The sequence below is a fragment of the Brevibacterium sp. W7.2 genome (genome assembly GCF_018137945.1).
Lineage (GTDB): Bacteria > Actinomycetota > Actinomycetes > Actinomycetales > Brevibacteriaceae > Brevibacterium > Brevibacterium sanguinis.
In genome coordinates, this window is record NZ_CP073089.1 from 3,539,704 (window position 1) to 3,558,110 (window position 18,407).

Consider the following 18,407-nt stretch of genomic DNA (forward strand, 5'->3'; position numbering starts at 1 on the left):
CCCTGCGGGGCAACGCGGAATGGCGGCCTTGCGGAGCATTGCCGCGCCCGCGCGAATCAGCGGGCCAGAACTGCCACGAGGGACCGATGCGCTCGGCCCTCGACGAGCCGACGCGACGCACCGCGAGCAGAGTGAACACGAGCAGGGCAGCTGAATCGAGTGCGGGCCTTCGGCCGACGCATTGAGGGATCCCTGCTCAGGAGGAATCCGCTGCCCCTGCTCGCTCCCGCTCGCACTCTCATCAGGCTCGCCTAAGAGGCCTCACAATCACGGCACAGCCCCCGGATCGGCTCGCACGCTGCCACGTTCTCACGGCGCCACACACGATCGCTGAGCACACCTTCACAGCACCTCACGACGATGATTTTCGCGCCTGAAAATCACTGAGCACAACGAAACGAATGAATCTTCCGTTCGAACGAGTTTCGAACTACCCATTGACATCGGATGTGACGTGAACTACACTATTGTCATCAGCCACGCTGACGTGGGAAGACAGGTGAAACCCAGTGACCGACACAATCGCATCCGCTCCTTCCGGGGACACGCCTGGCCCTCTTCCGGCCCGTGTCGACATCGACGCCTCCTCCCCCTACGCCGCGGCCTTCACCGTCTACGCCGCCAGCGACCAGGCCCAACTCGCCGCGCTCGAGACCACCGCCAGCCTCTTCCTCACCGACACGATCACCCACCTCAATCTCCTCAATCCCCGTCCCGGCACCCCCTACGAACACGCCGCCTTCACCGAGACCGTCCGCCGCTTCGCCCGAGCTCAGGGCTGCACTGCCGACTGGGTCACCGACGACGAGACCGACAGCGACGCTGACACCGGTGACGGAGAAGCCGCTCTCGGTGGTGGCGATGATGCTCCCGGTGGTCGGAACGATGCTGCCGGTGGCACCGGCGTCCTCAGCACTGACGACCGTCCCGCAACCGGTGTACCCTCCGCTGCCGGCGCACCACCTTCTCCCGATGCGCCCGCGACAACCGACCCCGATAGCGCGGGCAAGGTCGGCACCGACTCGCAGGCCAGTTCGGCAGACGACTCCACCCCGGACCCGCAGGCCCAGGAGCCCACGTCACCAGCGCTGCCCGGATTTCCCCGCTTCGCCCCCGACCGCACCTTCAACGCCTGGGTCCACACCTACTCCCACGCCGAAGACATCGCCGAACTCACCGCTATCCGCGGCACCACCATCGCGCACACCTACAGCCACGTCACCGACGCCATGACCCTCATCCACGGCCTCCCGAAATTCCACGCTCGTTGCCAAGCCGGAGACTTCACCATCGAGCACGCCCTGGCAGCGACCCGCCTCTGCGGCAACGTCGCCTTCCGCCACCTGCCCCTCATCGACGACTACCTGTGCCACCGCCGCCCCGACGTGACCATCCAAACTTTCAGGAAGTCACTGTCCCTGAAGATCAACGTCATCGAACCGGCAGACGACCGCACCCAGACCGCCCATCAGCGCCGACGAGTGTCACTGACCACCCACGACGACGGCACCGCATGCCTGATGCTCACCGGATCCGCCCTCGAACTCCACGCCTGCTACCTGCGCATCGAAGCCTTCGCCAAAGCCATCCGCGCCGGCAACACCACCGCATTCGCCGACCAACTGCCTGAAGACTCCGTCATCGAGGACGTCCGCAGCATCGATGCCCTCATGTTCGACATCCTCACCAGCACCACCCCGCGCCTGAACCTGACCATCCGCGCCCACGACACCGACACCGGAGCCACCGCGGACCGCAGCATTCCTCTCGACCTCGACACCGCCGCCACGATGGACGACATCGCCACCGCCATCACCGCTGCCGCCGACGCAGCAGGCCTGCCCCACCACGAGGTTCCTCCCGGCAACGCCGGCCCGACAGACGACACCACCGCCGAGGCGGTCGCCGCCGCCACTGAGACAGCACCCACCGAGGATGCCGAAGTCGGTTTGAGTCATTCGGACGATCATGCCACGGCATCAGCACCAAAAATCTCCGCGATAGCTGGCCACGACGGCAACACATCCGACGAAGAGTCGCCACCGCCGCCGCGGTCACCGAGTGCCGCGCTGCGGGCGGCTCTGACCCGCATCACCGACGCCGGACTCGACGACCAGGGCCGATCTCTGTTCTCCCTCACCCTCGAAGCGCCCACCAGCCCCTACTGGATGGCCATGCAAGCACGCATGCTCATCTCCGTGCCCTGCACCACCCTCTCCGGCCACAGCAATCTGCCCGGCACCCTGCCCGACGGCACCCCTCTGCCCGCTGACCAAGCCCGACTCATCGCCGGGACCTGCCGTACCTGGACCAGAATCCTCACCGATCCCGCCACCGGCACCCCCATCAACGCGAAAGCCAAGACGTACCACATCCCCACACCCGTGAGAACGACGCTGGCCGCGCAATGGCAATGGTGCACTGTGCCCGGATGCCGTCGCCGTGCCGCGACCGCGGAAATCGACCACATCGACCCGTTCAATCACGACAACCCGGACGACGGTGGCCTGACCGTCTTCGGCAATCTCCACCCCCTCTGCAAACAGCACCACCAGCAGAAGACCGACCGGCTCCTCACCGTGCAAATGAGCACCCCGGGGATCGCCGAGTACACATTCGCCCACGGCACCCGCGTCACCGCACGCCCAGGGGACAACCCTGTCAACGTCGAGAACGCACGCCTCATCAACACCCTCACCAGCAGCACCGGCACCACCAGCAGCGCCAGCGATCACCCCGTCACTGTCAGCCGCCCCGATGTTTCCGACACGAACAGCCTCGCCGGAGACCCGGACGACCCATTCACAAGCAGTCCCGGCATGAGCAGTCCCGGCATGAGCAGTCCCGGCGTGAGCAACCTCGATGACGATCTCGATGTTCCCGGCATCCCACCACTGGTCGTTGACCCACCAGATTCAACGCCGCCCCATGGCGAAGTGCGCACCGGACCCGAATGCCCAGGGCCGGCAGGTGGCGAGGACGGGACCCCGGGGTGGATGCCACGAGCAGGCGGCATCCGATGGAAGAACCCCGCGAAACAGGAATGGGTCTGGGACAACGGCGAACCCCCACCCTTCTGAACCGCTGCCTCGAATCTGGTTCACCCCGAACATGGCCGAATCATTCATGCCCAGCCAGGCGCCTCGGCCCTAGCGTTGTCGGTATGAAACTCGACGCCATCTCCATCGTGACAGCAGACATGGCCAAGGCACTGGCCTTCTATCAGGCTCTCGGCCTCAACCTCGTCGACGGAAGTTCGGAAGCACCGCACTCCGAGCTCTCGACTGGCGGCCTCCGTGTCCTCCTCGACACCGAAGAGGTCATGCTCGGAATCGACCCCCAGTGGACGTGGCCCACCGGCGGCCACAAGATGTCACTCGCCTTCGACTGCTCCACCGCCGAGGCCGTCGATGCGACATTCGCCCAGCTCACCGAGGGCAGCGACGACGGCGACCCGGTGGCCGCAGTCGTCAAGGAACCCTGGGACGCCTTCTGGGGACAGCGCTACGCCGTGATCTCCGACCCCGACGGGAACACCATCGACCTCTTCGCAGCGCAGAACTGAATCCCACGCACTGACCTGAACTCAGGCTCTCACCGACCCAGCAGCGAGCGCTCATCCCGCCAGAAGTGGGAGGCATCGGCATAACCGGCACGGACCGCCGCGCTCGTGCGCGTGTGGCCCGCATCCAGGAGTTCGCGGGCAGTCCTCCACCGCAGGATCTTCGCGAGATGCTTCGGCCCATACCCGAACCACGCTCCTGAGAGCCGCCGCAGCTGCCGCGGGGAATAGGCGAAGTCGGCGGCCACCTCGGCGATCGTCGATGCCGGCGCCTCCGGAGAGAAAGCGAGGGCAGTCGCCAAGTCGAGCGGGCGCCGATCGATCTCCGTGCCGCGGACGAGTGCTTCGCCTAGTCGGACGAGCCTCTCCACGCTCTCTCCGAACACCGCAGCCTGCGTGCCCCCGTCGCCACCCGGCAACCCGCGGTCATTCCAGAGACCTGACGCACCGTCGACCCACGTTCGAGCCACCTCGGCGAGAGTGCTCGACGTGGGCGCGGCGGACATCATCGGACCGGTACCGCGCGATCCCGATGTCAACGGCCTCAGACGGACGACGTCTCCGAGCGGGGTGACGCGGTCAGCGAGTTCCGCGGCCGAAATCGTCAGCAGCTGCGGCAGAACGCCGGAATCGAAGCGCAGACCAACCGCGGGGTTCCGCGCAGGAGCAATTCGGCGAGCGGTGGAATCTGCACCTGCGATGACGATTCCGGAGTCGAGGGCGATGAGATCCATGCACCCATCGGGGACGATGACATCGGCCGTGACGCCGTCCTCGCCATGGTCCGACGCCGTTGTCCCGGTCGCCGTTGTCCCGTTCTCCGCCACCGATCGGTCAATCCCATCGGACAACAAAGGACGCCTTCCCACATCAGGGCCGGACACCCACAGCACCGCACGGAGTCGCGGGATCCTCACCTCGCGATACATGCCAGCTCGTCTCGGTGCACGGCGCCCCGACTTCCTCAGTCCTCAGCTTCGAACGGTATTCTGATTGGGATCAAAGATTCCGGATCAGATGACAGAATCTTGATCCGATCACAGACCTGCCGCCAGGCTACCGGGTCGCCCTCGACACAGGAAGGAACGATGGCAGCTGCATCATCGTCGCCGGTCTCGGCGCGTCGGCAGGCCCGCCACGTCACCGTTTTCCTCGATGTCGACGGAGTGCTCAACTCCTACCCCGTGCCGGCGCTGCGCCTCATGACCGAAGGGCGCAAGAAGCTCCAGGCGTGGGACTACGAACTCCACTACCGACCGTCGGTCATCGCCTTCTTCGATCGCCTCGTCGAGACCCATGAGGTCGACATCGTCTGGCTCTCGACGTGGTCGCAGCGCTGCAAGACCGAGCTCGAACCGAAGTTCGGGATGCGCAACTCCTTCGACGTCATCGAGATGCCCGACGACACCCACAACCGCTACGCCAACGACCCGCAGCTGTGGTGGAAGGCGCGGGCGATGGAGGACTGGCTCGACACCCACGAACCGCAGAAGGCCGTGTGGGTCGACGACGATCTCGCCGCCCCGACGACACGGCGGTACTTCGTCGACCGCTACTCCTCCGACCGCCTGAAGATCATCGCCCCCGAGTTCGCCCAAGGGCTCACCCGCGCCCACCTCAAGGAGATCAAGGACTTCGCGCACCCCCGCACGCAGCCGATCGTCCGCGAGGACTCGAACATCCGCGAGGACCAGAGCGACAACGACACTGCCGCAGAGGCGGACGCTCCCTCCCGCGGCGATGCCCCCACCGATTCCGCCGCGAAAGAGGAATCATGACGCGCATCGGACTGCTCGACTCAGGTCTCGGGCTCCTCGGAACCGCCGACGCTCTCTTCAGCCTCGCCCCGCAGGCCGACCTCGTCCTCGCCATGGACCCCGATTTCACCCCCTACGGCAGCCTCAGCGCGCAGACCCTCGAAGAGCGGGCCCTCGCCTCGGCGGCGGTGCTCGCCGACTGGGAACCCGACGCGATCGTCATCGCCTGCAACACCGCCTCGGTGCAGGCCCTCGACGCGGTCCGGGCCCGTTACGAACCGACGATTCCCGTCATCGGAACCGTGCCCGCCGTGAAGATGGCGGCCGGCACCGGCGAGGACTTCGCCATCTGGGCGACCCCGGCAACGACCGGCAGCGCCTATCAGCAGGACCTCATCGACTCCTTCGCCGGCGACCTCACGGTGGCGAAGATCGCCTGCCCCGGACTCGCCGAGGCGATCAACGACGCGGACATGCCGACGATCGACGCCGCCATCGACGCGGCTCTGGCCCAGATGGACCCCGGCACCGAGGCGATCGTCCTCGGGTGCACGCACTACGGACTCGTCGCCGACCGGATCATGGCCGCCCGCGCCGGCATCACCCTCTTCGACTCCCCCGTGCCCGTGGCCAAGCAGACGCTGCGCCGCCTCGGCGTCGAGACCGCCACGGCACAGATCCCCATCGTGACCGCCGACGGTCAGGTGGGAGCGGAACCCGAGGTCCGCCTCGGCGAGATCATCGCGACCTATGCCTCGGGACGGCGCATCCGCCTCCCCGAGTCCCTGGCCGCCTACCCAGCAGGGCGTCGTCTCCTCGCCCGCGAAGCCGCTGCCTGACTCCGCCCCCGCTGCCTGACTCCGCACCTCTGCGTGAGCGGCGGATTCACGTCACCGCCGAATCTTCACACCTGTCGACAATCCGCCGGGCATTGTAGATGAGATGGGTTCATCTGACCAGAGCGGTGCTACCGTTGAAAGGACCAGCAAGCGTCGCAAGGGGGCGATGACGATGTTGTTCCTCTACATCCTTCTCGGACTGGTCGCCGTCGGAGCCATCACGCTCGGCAACAGCCTCAAGATCGTCAAACAGTACGAACGCGGCGTGGTCTTCCGCTTCGGCCGCGTCACCAGCGATGCGCGGGATCCCGGGCTCACCGCGATCATCCCGTTCGTCGATCACCTGCAGAAAGTCAGCCTGCAGATCATCACGATGCCGATCCCCGCACAGGACGGCATCACCCGCGACAACGTCACCGTCCGCGTCGACGCCGTCATCTACTTCAAAGTGGTCGACCCGCGCCGCGCGATCGTCGACGTCGAGGACTACCGGCTCGCCGTCGGTCAGGTCGCCCAGACCTCGCTGCGGTCGATCATCGGCCAGAGCGAACTCGACGACCTGCTGACGAACCGCGAACGCCTCAACCAGGGTCTGGCGATCATGATCGACAGCCCCGCCGTCGACTGGGGCATCCACATCGATCGCGTCGAGATCAAGGACGTCGCCCTGCCCGAGGCGATGAAGCGCTCGATGTCCCGGCAGGCCGAAGCCGAACGCGAACGCCGCTCGCGCATCATCGTCGCCGACGGCGAACTCCAGGCGTCGAACAAACTCGCCCAGGCCGCGAGCGCGATGTCGGAAACGCCCTCAGCCCTCCAGCTGCGGCTCCTGCAGACGATCGTCGAAGTCGCCTCCGAGCGGAACTCGACACTCGTCCTGCCGTTCCCCGTCGAACTGCTCCGCTTCCTCGAATCGAACTCACCGAGGCCGGCGGACCGTCAGAGCCGTGCCGCCGACAGCGCGGACGGCTCGGACCACTCGGCTGACTCAGACGCACCGGTCGCTGAGCGCGTCCGTGAGGCGATCGACACCGCAGCGGGTGACCATGACCGGCTCACCGGGCTGACCGGCACCCGCGACATCACCATCGCCGAGTTCATGAAGACGACCGGCTACTCCCTCGAGGAGCTCGACAGCATGGTCCGCGCACTGTCGCAGTCGGTGCGCTCCGACGCCGGCGACGAGGACGGGCAGGATCACGAGGCACAGAGCGCAGACGAGCCGACCGCCTCGGCGGACACACCTGCACCTCCCGCCCAGGCACCGTGCTTCGGACCGGCCGTCGGCTCCGAACCCACACCGCCGCCCGTCGTCGGCTGGGACTCGGTGACGAGGGACCACCGCCAGCCGACGTGACCGAGACCGTCCCGGATTCCCAGCGTTCAGACTCCTTCCATCCCCGCTGACTACGCTTGGTCCATGGACCTCAAACGCACCGGAACCGCCGTCATCGTCAATGGCGTCATCGCCCTCGCCGTCGGAGTCCTCATGATGGTCTGGCCCGGCGCGACCGCCGAGGTGGTCGCCCGGATCTTCGCCTGCTGGGTCGCGCTCATCGCGATCACCTCGCTCGTCCTCGCCCCGCGCGGCACCCGCGGCGGCGGTCGCATCCTGCGGACGATCCTCATGCTCGCCTTCGCCGTCATCGTCTTCCTCGCCCCGATGCTCTTCGCCGCCGTCGTCACCGTCCTCGCGGGCCTGACGATCATCGCCGTGAGCACCTTCGGCATCGGCATCTCCGTCTTCGTGCGCCAGCTCGGCGTGCGTGCGTGGTGGCTGCTGACGATCATCAGCGTCGTCGGCATCGTCATCGGCGGCTTCTTCCTCTTCGCCCCCGAGGCCGGCATCGCCGCCCTCGTCGTCACCCTCTCGATCTTCATCGCCCTCGTCGGCATCGCCCTCGTCTGGCTCGGCTGGCGCCTGCGGAAACTCGAAGCCCGCATCGCCGCCGACCCGCACATCAACCGCCGAGGCGACGGCGGCGGAGAGATCATCAGCGGCGAAGTCATCGAATGACTCCCTCAGCGACAGGACCCTCACCGATGTCGGACATCCAGCAGCTCGCCCCGTTCCTCATGTTCCAGAACGGCCGCGCCGAGGAGGCCCTGAACTTCTACATCGACCTCTTCGGCGGTGAGCTCCTCATGATCGACCGGTACGGGCCGGAGACTCCCGGCATGGCCGGCAAGGTGCGGCTCGCGCGGTTCGCGATCGCCGACGAGCAGATCGCCATCATCGACAGCTCGGTCCGGCACGGCTTCGACTTCACCCCGTCGACGTCCCTGTTCTACCGCGTGACCTCGCAGACCGAGCTCGACCGACTGTGGACCGGCCTCCTCGGCGAGGAGGGGCGCGCGCTCATGCCGCTCGGGGACTACGGATTCGGGCCCTTCGGGTGGCTCAACGACCGGTACGGGGTGTCGTGGCAGCTCAACCTCGTCGCACCGGATCCGGACGCCGACGGCCGCGAGGCCGGTACCGGTCCCGACGCTGCGGAATGATCGCGACCGCCGGCCACCTCGGCGATCACCCTGGCCCCCGTGCGCGGACCTGTGCTAGCTTGATGACCATGGGTACATTGATTCGCTGCGCAGTGACTGCGTCCGGCATCGCCTACATCCGTGACCGCCGCGCCTGACAGCGCGCACGTTCCTCACCTCCTCCGGTCGTTCGACCGAGTCCGCCGCTGAGCCCGGCTCAGGGCCCGACTCCCCGCCGACCTCGCCGAGGCGGTCCCTCGTGACTGTCCCCGACAGCCACACCGTCAGGAACTCCCGATCCATCGGATCGGTTCGTCACCGATAACGCTGCTGCGCGCTGTCCTCCCGGAAGACCATCGGCATCCGGGCCTCCGCTGAACCGCTGTCACCAGCGACGACGCAGCGCGCAGCCTTGGGTGCTCTCCATTCCACTTCTGGAGCGCCACATCATGCGACCCCATTCCCAGGCAGGCGGCCGACACGAACTCGGCCAGAACTTCCTGCATTCACGCCAGACCATCGCCACGATCGCGGGCCTCGCCCGGGCCACCAGCGGTTCGATCCTCGAGATCGGACCCGGGGCCGGAGCGGTCACTGCGGAGCTCGACCGGCTCGGCCGACCGCTCACGCTCGTGGAGATCGACGAAACGAGGATTGAGACCCTTGCCCACCGTTTCCCCCGCGCCCGCGTCAGGCACGCCGATGCTCTGAGCACCGACCTCGACGCCGAGGTGGTCGTCGGCAACCTGCCCTTCCACCTCACGACGCCCATCCTCCGGCGCCTGCTCCGTGCCCGCACGTGGCAGTCGGCGATCCTGCTCACGCAGTGGGAGGTCGCGCGCAAGCGCGCCGGGATCGGCGGATCGACGATGATGACCGCGCAGTGGAGTCCGTGGTTCGACTTCCGCCTCATCACCCGCGTGCCCGCGCACGCGTTCACCCCCAGACCGAGCGTCGACGGCGGCCTGCTCACCGTCGAACGCCTCGCGACCGGACTGGTCCCGCACCGGGATCGGGCCTCCTACCAGCAGTTCGTCCGAGCGGCCTTCACCGGTCGCGGACGCGGAATGAAAGGGATCCTCACGCACATGAAGCTCACCGATCGACCCCACCTGCAATCGACCATGGACCGCAACGACATCAGAGGAGACGCCTTGCCACGCGAACTCACCCCCGCACAGTGGGCCGGACTCTATACGGCGCTGGCCGCTGACAGGACCACCACGCCGACGACGGCACAAGGAAAGGAAGAGACAATGCAGAAGAAGAACGGCAGCGGAGCGAAGAAGCCCGCAGACCAGAAATCCCTCGCCGAGGCGGTCGCGGAGTCCGCCCCGATCACCGGATCCCAGCCGGTGATCACCGGGGAGATGCCCATTGTCGGCGCCGAGGCGCCGGCTCGGCTCGAGGCTCCGATCCCCGGTGCCGACAACTCGGCGAAGAGCCATGACAAGGCTCATCTCCAGGCCGAGCGCGGCTACATGCCCCAGCACGGCAAGAGGTCCCAGCCGCAGCCGCGCTGGAACCTGCCGCGCCGCCAGGGGTGAGCCGACCCTGCGGGTCCATCCGGATCGGGTGGACCCGCAGGGCTGTTCCGCCCTCACAGCAGCCTGATGTTGTCCTTCGCCTCGTCCCACAGCTCGGGGATCTCCCCGCGGAGGGCCCGCTTGAAGACGCTGAGAGTGAACTTGCCGACGAGGTCAGCGTTGATGGTCGACGGCAGGGCGAGCGCGCGCTTGTCGACGACGACATCGACGACGACCGGTCCGTCCTTGTGGGCGAGCGCCTCGGCGATCTGGTCGCGCAGGCGCGCGGGGTCCTCGCAGCGGATGCCCTTGACGCCGAATCCCTCGGCGATCGCCGCATAGTTCGCGGCCGGGAACTCGGTGCCCCAGGGTCGGAACCCGGCCTCCTGCTGTTCGATGTTGACGAAGTCGAGCTCCTCGTTGTTGAGGATGACGTGGACGATCGGCGACCTGTGCTGGCGCTCGGTGAGCAGGTCGCCGAGGCCGAGCATCGAGAACCCGCCGTCCCCGCAGAGGGCGACGACCTGCCGTCCGGGCAGCGCCTTGGTCGCCCCGAACGCATACGGCGAGGCGTCGGCCATCGACGCCCATGAGTACGACCCGAACTGGAACCGATCACCGCCGAAGCTCATCTGGTGGGCGACCCAGATCACCGAGGTGCCGGTGTCGGCGGTGACGATCGCATCGTCGTCGAGGAGGTCGTCGAGCACGGACGCGAGGTATTCGGGTCGGATCGGCGAGCGCTTCTCGCCCCCGTCGACGTAGTGGCGCAGGCGCTTCCGCCAGCTCTCGGTGACGTGCTGTGCGGTGCGGAGGAACTCGTCGTTTCGCTTCGGCTCGATGAGCGGGAGGAGCTTCTCGAGGAAGACGCCGACGTCGGCGGGGATCGCCAGCTCGAGTGCCACTCGACGACCCAGGTGGGAGGGGGTGTTGTCGACCTGGACGATCGCCGCGTGACCGCGGTCGAGGAAGTCGGGGAACGGGAAGTCGGCCCCGAGCATGAGCATGACATCGGCGTGCTTGATGCAGTCGGCCGCCGCCCCGTATCCGAGCAGGCCGGTCATGCCGACGGCGTTGGGATTGTCGGCCTCGAGCCAGTTCTTGCCCTTGAGCGTGAAGCCGACGGGCGCCTTGGCCTTGTCGGAGAGCTGCTTGACGAGGTCGACGGCCCCGGCCGTGCCGTTGCCGCCGAAGAGGAAGACCCGGTCGTGGCCGTTGATGAGATCGGCGACGGCCTGGACGTCCTCGTCGTGCGGGGTGAGGACAGAACCGCGGGAAGAGGCGTAGACCGCGGGCTCTGCGAGCGGCGACTTCGCATGGGCGACGTCACCGGGCAGGGCGATGACCGTGGGACCGTGCTCCTCGGTGGCGACGGTGATCGCCTGCTGGAAGACCGCGCGCGCCTGGGTCGGGTTGACGACGCGACCGGTGTAGAGCGAGGCCGTGCGGAACAGGTCGTACGGACTGACCTCCTCGATCGCCTCGGTGTCGATGATGTTCGTCTCGACGTCACCGGCGATCGCGATGACCGGGGCCATCTCATGGAAGGCGTCGAGCAGGCCGTTGAGGAGGTGGGTGACACCGGGGCCTGCCGTGCCGCAGACGACGACGGGACCGTCACTGAGCTGGGCGTCCGCCGAGGCGGCGAACGTGCCCCACTCCTCGTGTCGGACGTGGATGAACTCGATCTCCGGGTGTCGGGCGAGTGCATCGATCGTCGGATTGAGTGCGTCCCCGACGATTCCGTAGCATCGCTTCACGCCGGCCTGGATGAGCATGTGCCATAGGTCGTCAGCCACTGTTCGCGCCATGATCTGTCCCTCACTTTCGACGTTGTCTTCGAGCCTAGTCCTGATTTTCGAACTTCTGAAGAGGGTTGTCGGTGAGTGACCTGACCGTGACAGTGGGGTGGGATAGCATCGGTATCACGTTCGCGAGCTGTGGCCAACGGTACCTGGCCGGCCACACGGCAACCCGTCATCGACCGGGTGCCCCAGGGGAAGAACGGGCCCGCGCCGCACGGCAGGGCAAGACTCGATCCGGGTGGCCCGTCACCCGAGAAAGGCCGCACAATGCTGCCAGAACGCCATGACATGTGGACCGACTTCTCCCCGCAGGACGCTCTGCACTGGTGCCGAGTCCTCATTCGCCATTCGCCTGATCCTCGTCCGGCGGGGATCAAAGCGGTGATGTGGACGACTCTCGAAGAGGGTCGACCCCTGGGAGTTCCCGCGTGGGTGACAGTTGCGACCGCCGCTCGAGACGACGGATTCACGCCGGTCCTCTACGAATCGCTGTTCCGAACCTTCACATCGATCGAGGCCAGCGCGTTCACGTCGCACCCGCACCGTCGCCAGGTCACGCACCCACGATCTTTGCCGGGCACTCCGTATGAGTCAGTGCTGTGGCAGCCGTGGCCGCGGCTCGTCCTCGACGAAGAGTTCTCTCCGCGGGATGCCACGACTCTGTGTCTGCTCTATGGGGAGCGGCTGTTCCCTCACCGCAGGGGCTGATCGCCGCCATACCTTCCGCAGTGCCTCGGCGCCGTCTTCGAGTACGTGCCGGAATCCTGAGGGGGCGCGCTCAGGCCAGATACACCGCCGAGGCGGCGGCTGCGTCGATGACGGAGGTGCCGGCGGCGCCGATGACGGCGATCTCGACCGTCCCGCCCGCGGCCGCGCGTCTGACGACGACGGTCGAGCCGGGGCGCACGCGCGCCTCGGCGAGGGTCGCGAGCACCTCGGGGTCGGCGTCGGAGACCCGCAGGACCTCGTACGACCCGGGGACCGCCTCGGCGAGGAGAAGCGAGGAGTCATGGCACTGCACAGCCCCATCGGATCCCGGGATCGGATCGCCGTGGGGGTCCGCGGTGGGGTGGCCGAGGAACGCATCGATCCGGTCGATGAGCAGGTCCGATGCCGCATGCTCGAGCGCCTCCGCCTCATCGTGGACCTCGTCCCAGCTGTAGCCGAGCGACTCGACGAGGAACGTCTCGATGAGTCGGTGCCGGCGCACCATCGCCACCGCGATCTCCTCCCCCGCCGCCGTCAGCTCCGGTGGCCGGTAGGGCACCCGGTTGACGAGGCCGAGGTCGTCGAGGCGCTTGAGCACCTCGGTGACGTTGGCCTTCGTCGTCCCGAAGCGCTGCGCGAGCTCGGTCGCGGTCATCGGATCCCCGCCCCATTCGCGTGCCGACCAGATCGCCTTGAGATAGTCCTGGCTGACCTCCGACACTTCCCCTGCGCGCATGTCGTCAGCGTAGCGGATCGCCGGGACGCATCCCGACCACGGTGAAGACGTTGGCGACGGCGCGTTCGACGCCGCGGCACGTGAGGAAGTGCGGGTCCGACCGGGACACCGTGATGTCGACGTCGACGTTCGCCGAGGCGGTCCGCCGATCGATGACCCGCACCGTCCACACCCCGTCGGCCGAGTCGACGCCGCCGATCCCGTAGGCGAAGCGTCCGGCCGGGCCCCGTTCCTTGAGCACCGCGGCGACGGCGACCTGTTCGAGCGAGTTGAGATCCGTGTAGCCGCGCAGGTGGAAGCCGTCGATCTCATCGGCGAGGTGCCCGGCGATGACGTCGACCGCGGTGTCCTCATCGAGATCCCCGTAGTAGACGCCGTCGGGCACGACGAGGATGTTCGCCGCGAACCGATCCCCGCCGACGTGGGTGCACTCCCACACGAGATCCGGCCACCGCTCTGCGAGCACGGCGGCCACGGGTCGCCCACGCACCGCACAGCAGACATCGTGCTGCCCATGGGCGCAGACGAGGACGACCGGCGGCAGCAATCCCGTCTCGGACTGTGAGGTCTCGGACTGCAAGGTCTCGGACTGCGCGGCACAGGCCTCGAGTGCCTCGACGATCGCGAGGAGGTCGGAGTCGTCCTCCCACTCTCCCCACATCTGGTGGAGGCGGCCGGGACCCTCGAGGTGCATGACACCCCAGACACCCGGCCCACCGCGGGTGCGCCGTCCGGGTCGGCGGATGAGGAGGATGCGGGCGCGCAGGGACTGTGCGGCATAGAAGACCTCGGACCGCACGCGCCAGTCGATGTCGAGGCCCTCGAAGCCGTTGATCGGCCAGCCGCCTCGGTGTTCGATGAGCACCCAGTACGTCCCCCGCGGGGCCGTGCCCACGATGCTGTCGCCGCGGTCACGGGCGGCGTTCGAGCAGCGGAAGCCCCGGACCTCGCTCATCGTCACCTCAACCCCAGTGCTCAGCCGAGCGCGGGCACGAGCGCACCGGCAGCGAGCAGCCGCTCCGCCAACGGCCGACCGATGTCGGCGACCGACGCCGGATCGCCGTCGAGGAGGGTGCGGACGACGGGCAGCTCGGCGTCGCTGAAGTCGAACCAGCCGATCCGGGTGCGCAGGCGGTTCCCCTCGAGGGTGGCATCGAGGCCGGCGCGCAGCGTGAGCGGCGACGCGTCGTCGAGGTCTCGCATCGCCGCATGCTGGGCGAGGGGACCCAGGGGCGCGGGGCGGGCCTGCGACCGACTGATCCGGTCGATGCTCGGACCGGGGTCAGCCGCGGTGAGCGCGGAGACCATTGCCTGGCGGATCGCCTCGAGGACCTCGGGGCTCGGGTGGCTCTCCCCGAGCGGCAGACTCGCCCGCATCGCGGGATCGTCCTGGAGCTGGGCGAGCGCCGCCTGCGCGAGCTGTTCGGCGACCCCGTACCGCGTCCAGTTGTGGATGCCGAGGGTGAGGTGGATGGAGACCTCGCCCTGGGCGGTGGCGGCATGGAGCCAGCCGCGCGGCAGGTAGAGGGCGTCACCGGGTTCGAGCACGGCGTCGATGACCGGGTCGGTCTGCGCCGCCCGGCCCACGGCCTCGCGTCGGTCGGTCCACGGCTGGTCGCGCAGCGGCGCATCGAAGACGGGCGCGTGGATGACCCACCGTTTGGTGCCCTCGATCTGGAGGACGAAGACGTCGTGGACGTCGTAGTGGTCGTCGAAGCCCTGGTTCTGCGGCGGGGTGATGTAGGCGTTCGCCTGGACCGGGTTGCCGAGTTCGCGGCTGAGCGCGCTCGAGAACTCGCCGATGGGCTCCCATGTGCGCTGCAGAGCCTGGAGGACGAGGGTCGCTCCGGCATGGAACTGCTTCCACAGCTTCGTGTCGTCGAGCTGGTCGCCGATCGTCGCGCCGACCCCGGCCGGGGAGGTGAAGGACGCCGTCGGCAGGGTCGCGCCGTCCTTGGCGACGCGCAGGAACGGGGAGCGCAGGCCGCGGGCGGAGATGAGCTCGTCGACGGCGCGGGAGGAGAAGAGGTCGGAGAAGTCGGAGACTCCGCGACTGAGCAGCGCCCGCCTGCCCCAGTAGTCCTTGGCGAAGGTCTCGCGCGAGCAGTCGATGAGCCGGGATTCCAGCACCCCGGCGCCTGCAGCGGCGTCGGGGTGCTGGACCTCAGTGGTGGGACTGCTCAAGACCGGTCGGCTCCACCGTCGGCACCGCCGTCGTGGACACCGGGTTCACCCGAGGCTCCGCCGTCGGCCGGACCTTCGGCACCGCCGTCGGCGCCACCGTCCTGGACACCCGGGGTGCCCGAGGCTCCGCCGTCGGCCGGACCCTCGGCGCCACCGTCAGCACCGCCGTCGTGAACGCCAGGCGTGCCCGCGGCACCGCCGTCGGCCGGGCCTTCGGTTTCGTTGGGATCGAAGTTGGATTCCGTCATGATTCCTCCTTGATATCGCATGGCATCGGCGGCACCCGATCGGCACTGAGATCTGGCCGGGAGCGGGCCAGCGTCGTCCCCGGTTGGGACGAGCCGCCTTGCTGACAGGCTACGTGTCAAACCCGCCGTTGTGAACAGGGCGGACAAGGATTTCCGCCGAGTTCACCCAGCCCGGTCCGATGCCGTCTCCGCAGCGCCGAGGCAGTCCGCGCAGCACGAAGACAGTCACCGTCCGGCGAGCTCCTGCGCCTTCTTCTCGATCTCCGGCTCACCGGCGGCGCTGAGGTCGATGACGCCTGCGGCGATGATGTGCTCGTGCAGCGGCTCGTGCCGGTGGGCGAGGAACTTCTCGAAGTCGTCGGCGGCGTTCGAGGTTCCCGTGCCGTGGCCGAGGAGGACGAAGTCGCGTCCCGCCGCGGCCTTGTCGATCTCGGTGACGAGGTCGTCGAAGAACCGGTCGAGGTCCTGCTTGTCGTCACGACCGGTCTTCTTCTCCACCGTGCGCATGTGGTGGCCGCGGGAGTCCGGGTTCTTCTCGTGCTCGTGCTGGTCGACCTCGACATCATGGGCGCTCAGGTCGAAGTCGTAGAAGCGCGCGTCCTCGTCGGTGAGCGTGACGACGAACAGGTGCCCCTCGCCCTCGGTCGATTCGTGGGCGGCGAAGAGGTGACGGGCGCGTTCGACGTCCTCGATGCTCACGAGCCCGTCGTGCTGACGGCGGAAGACGACACGGTGGCCGTTCATGTTCACCGCCAGGCGGTCACCCGACTCCTGCTCGACCCGATCGGCATAGTTCTCCCACATCGTGATGAAGTGCTTCCACTCGATGTCGCGCGGAGCGGGATGGCCGAGGATGGACTCCTTGGTCTTCTGGGGATGATCGCTCATGATGCCTCCTGGGGTGTGATGAGCGCGGGGATCGCGCCTCAGCCCCGACAATAGCCGCTTTTCGCTGTTGCCCCCATCCCCGATTCGCGCGATAGTCGACTGCAAGGGCACCTGCGAGGCGAGGAGGATCCCGTGGACGTCACCGCTCTGCTTCCCCTGCTCGACGCGGGCGACTACACGATCGCCCGCGAGATCCTCCAACGCGGCTTCGCGGTCCTCTTCCTCATCGCCTTCGTCAACGCCTGGAACCAGTTTCCGCCCCTCCTCGGCGAGCACGGCCTCCTCCCCGCGCCGCGCTTCATCGCCCTGACGACGGCACGGCAGGCCCCGAGCCTCTTCCGCTGGAGACGCACTCCGTACTCCGATCGCAACCTCCGCATCGTCTGCGCCGTCGGCATCGTCCTCGCCCTCACCGTCATCGTCGGCCTCCCCCAGGCCGGTCCCGCGTGGGCACCGATTCCCGTGTTCCTCATGATGTGGTGGCTCTACTTCTCGATCTCGGCAATCGGGCAGCGCTTCTACGGCTTCGGCTGGGAGAGCCTGCTCCTCGAGGCGGGGTTCTTCGTCGGGTTCCTCGGCTCCCACGCGGTCGCCCCGCCCCTGCTCATGATCCTCCTGCTGCGGTGGTTCACCGTCCGCGTCGAGTTCGGCGCCGGGATGATCAAGATGCGCGGGGACAGTTCGTGGCGCGACCTCACGGCGATGAACTACCACCATCAGACGCAGCCGATGCCCGGTCCGCTCAGCCGCAGCGCCCACCTCAAACCGACATGGTGGCACAAGGGAGAGACGCTCGGCAGCCACATCGTCCAGCTCATCGCCCCGTGGCTGCTCTTCCTCCCCCAGCCCATCGCCTCGTTCGCCGCGACCGCGATCATCATCACCCAGCTCGCGCTCGTCATCACCGGCAACTACGCGTGGCTCAACTGGGCGACGATCCTGCTCGCGTGCGCGGGCATCAGCGACTCCTTCCTCCGCTGGATCATCGGCGGGCCGTGGCCGGAGTGGGGCATCGACGCCGCCGTCAGCACGATCGCCGAGGCGGCCGGCAGTTCCGCTGCCTACCCGCCGTCCCCGCTGTGGTGGGTGCTCCTCACCACCGCGTTCGTCATCTGGCAGGCCATCCTCAACATCCCGGCGCTGCGCAACCTCTTCTCGCCGCGGCAGCTGATGAACGCGCACTTCAACCGCTGGGGACTCGGCAACGCGTACGGGGCGTTCGGGTCGATGTCGGAGACCCGCCACGAGATCGCCATCGAAGGCACGCTCGACCCCTCGGGCACACACGGGTGGAAGGAATACGTCTTCAAGGGCAAGCCCGGTGACGTCACCCGGCGCGGACCCATCGTCGCGCCCTATCATCTGCGGCTCGACTGGCTCATGTGGTTCGCCGCCCTCGGCGACTACCGGGATTCCTGGTTCCTCGTGCTCCTCGAACGCCTCGCGACCGGAGATCCGCTCATCCGTCGGCTGCTCGGCCCCGACCCGTTCGACGGGGAGGCTCCCGCCCTCATCCGCGCCCGGATGTTCACCTACCGGTATGCGACACGGGAAGAGCGGCGCGCGGCGCGGGCGGCGGGCGAGCCCGTGCCGTGGTGGGTCCGCTCCGACCCGGTGACGATCGTCCGGCCCGTATCGCTGCGCGACCGCTGACTCCCCGCGGGGTCGCTGAC

At 67.9% G+C, this 18,407-nt stretch carries 16 protein-coding genes and 1 riboswitch; of the genes, 9 read left to right on the forward strand and 7 right to left on the reverse strand.

Annotation, left to right across the window (positions count from 1 at the left end):
* Positions 1-509: 509 nt before the first annotated feature.
* Positions 510-3,080, forward strand: coding sequence for an HNH endonuclease signature motif containing protein (locus J9315_RS15885; protein WP_211978323.1), 2,571 nt, complete (start codon positions 510-512; stop codon positions 3,078-3,080).
* A gap of 83 nt (positions 3,081-3,163) precedes the next feature.
* Positions 3,164-3,565, forward strand: a complete 402-nt coding sequence (locus J9315_RS15890; RefSeq protein ID WP_198500347.1) for a VOC family protein — start codon at positions 3,164-3,166, stop codon at positions 3,563-3,565.
* A gap of 29 nt (positions 3,566-3,594) precedes the next feature.
* Here J9315_RS15890 and J9315_RS15895 read toward each other — a convergent pair whose 3' ends face one another.
* The gene (locus J9315_RS15895; protein WP_198500346.1) at positions 3,595-4,296 is read right to left on the reverse strand and encodes a helix-turn-helix domain-containing protein; all 702 of its coding nucleotides are present in this window, start codon (positions 4,294-4,296) and stop codon (positions 3,595-3,597) included.
* A 354-nt stretch (positions 4,297-4,650) separates the two neighbouring features.
* Between J9315_RS15895 and J9315_RS15900 the strand changes: the two genes are divergently transcribed.
* The 6 genes from J9315_RS15900 (at position 4,651) to erm (ending at position 10,186) form a co-directional block, all read left to right on the forward strand.
* Positions 4,651-5,340, forward strand: coding sequence for an HAD domain-containing protein (locus J9315_RS15900; protein WP_198500345.1), 690 nt, complete (start codon positions 4,651-4,653; stop codon positions 5,338-5,340).
* A complete protein-coding gene (locus J9315_RS15905; RefSeq protein WP_198500344.1) occupies positions 5,337-6,158 on the forward strand; it encodes an aspartate/glutamate racemase family protein in 822 nt (273 codons plus the stop codon). The genes J9315_RS15900 and J9315_RS15905 overlap by 4 nt, the downstream gene beginning before the upstream one ends.
* Positions 6,159-6,324: 166 nt before the next feature.
* Positions 6,325-7,515: a slipin family protein gene (locus tag J9315_RS15910; RefSeq protein WP_249120940.1), complete on the forward strand. Its 1,191-nt coding sequence runs from the start codon at positions 6,325-6,327 to the stop codon at positions 7,513-7,515.
* A gap of 63 nt (positions 7,516-7,578) precedes the next feature.
* Positions 7,579-8,175 carry a DUF308 domain-containing protein gene (locus J9315_RS15915; RefSeq protein ID WP_198500343.1) on the forward strand — a complete coding sequence of 199 codons (597 nt, stop codon included), beginning with the start codon at positions 7,579-7,581 and terminating at the stop codon, positions 8,173-8,175.
* A 26-nt stretch (positions 8,176-8,201) separates the two neighbouring features.
* Positions 8,202-8,660, forward strand: coding sequence for a VOC family protein (locus J9315_RS15920; RefSeq protein WP_211978324.1), 459 nt, complete (start codon positions 8,202-8,204; stop codon positions 8,658-8,660).
* A gap of 428 nt (positions 8,661-9,088) precedes the next feature.
* Entirely contained in the window at positions 9,089-10,186 is a 1,098-nt protein-coding gene (gene erm / locus J9315_RS15925; RefSeq protein ID WP_198500341.1) for a 23S ribosomal RNA methyltransferase Erm, read from the forward strand.
* Between the two features lie 53 nt (positions 10,187-10,239).
* On the opposite strand, the gene J9315_RS15930 is transcribed toward erm, so the two are convergent.
* The 6 genes from J9315_RS15930 to J9315_RS15955 form a co-directional block, all read right to left on the reverse strand.
* Positions 10,240-11,976, reverse strand: coding sequence for a thiamine pyrophosphate-dependent enzyme (locus J9315_RS15930; protein WP_232623808.1), 1,737 nt, complete (start codon positions 11,974-11,976; stop codon positions 10,240-10,242).
* 118 nt (positions 11,977-12,094) lie between these two features.
* Positions 12,095-12,205, forward strand: a riboswitch (SAM riboswitch).
* A gap of 543 nt (positions 12,206-12,748) precedes the next feature.
* Positions 12,749-13,414 carry a metal-dependent transcriptional regulator gene (locus tag J9315_RS15935; protein ID WP_198500340.1) on the reverse strand — a complete coding sequence of 222 codons (666 nt, stop codon included), beginning with the start codon at positions 13,412-13,414 and terminating at the stop codon, positions 12,749-12,751.
* 4 nt (positions 13,415-13,418) lie between these two features.
* The gene (locus J9315_RS15940) at positions 13,419-14,369 is read right to left on the reverse strand and encodes a sucrase ferredoxin (RefSeq protein ID WP_211978325.1); all 951 of its coding nucleotides are present in this window, start codon (positions 14,367-14,369) and stop codon (positions 13,419-13,421) included.
* Between the two features lie 20 nt (positions 14,370-14,389).
* Positions 14,390-15,598, reverse strand: coding sequence for a cupin domain-containing protein (locus J9315_RS15945; RefSeq protein WP_211978326.1), 1,209 nt, complete (start codon positions 15,596-15,598; stop codon positions 14,390-14,392).
* Positions 15,595-15,846 (reverse strand): BatC protein, encoded by a 252-nt coding sequence (locus J9315_RS15950; protein WP_211978327.1) that lies wholly within the window; start codon positions 15,844-15,846, stop codon positions 15,595-15,597. Before J9315_RS15950 ends, J9315_RS15945 begins: the two co-directional genes overlap by 4 nt.
* Positions 15,847-16,071: 225 nt before the next feature.
* On the reverse strand, positions 16,072-16,734 hold the full coding sequence (locus J9315_RS15955; protein ID WP_211978328.1) for a hypothetical protein: 663 nt from the start codon (positions 16,732-16,734) through the stop codon (positions 16,072-16,074).
* Positions 16,735-16,866: 132 nt separating this feature from the next.
* Here J9315_RS15955 and J9315_RS15960 point away from each other — a divergent pair, with 132 nt between their 5' ends.
* Positions 16,867-18,387, forward strand: coding sequence for a lipase maturation factor family protein (locus J9315_RS15960; protein ID WP_211978329.1), 1,521 nt, complete (start codon positions 16,867-16,869; stop codon positions 18,385-18,387).
* The last annotated feature ends 20 nt before the right edge of the window (positions 18,388-18,407 follow it).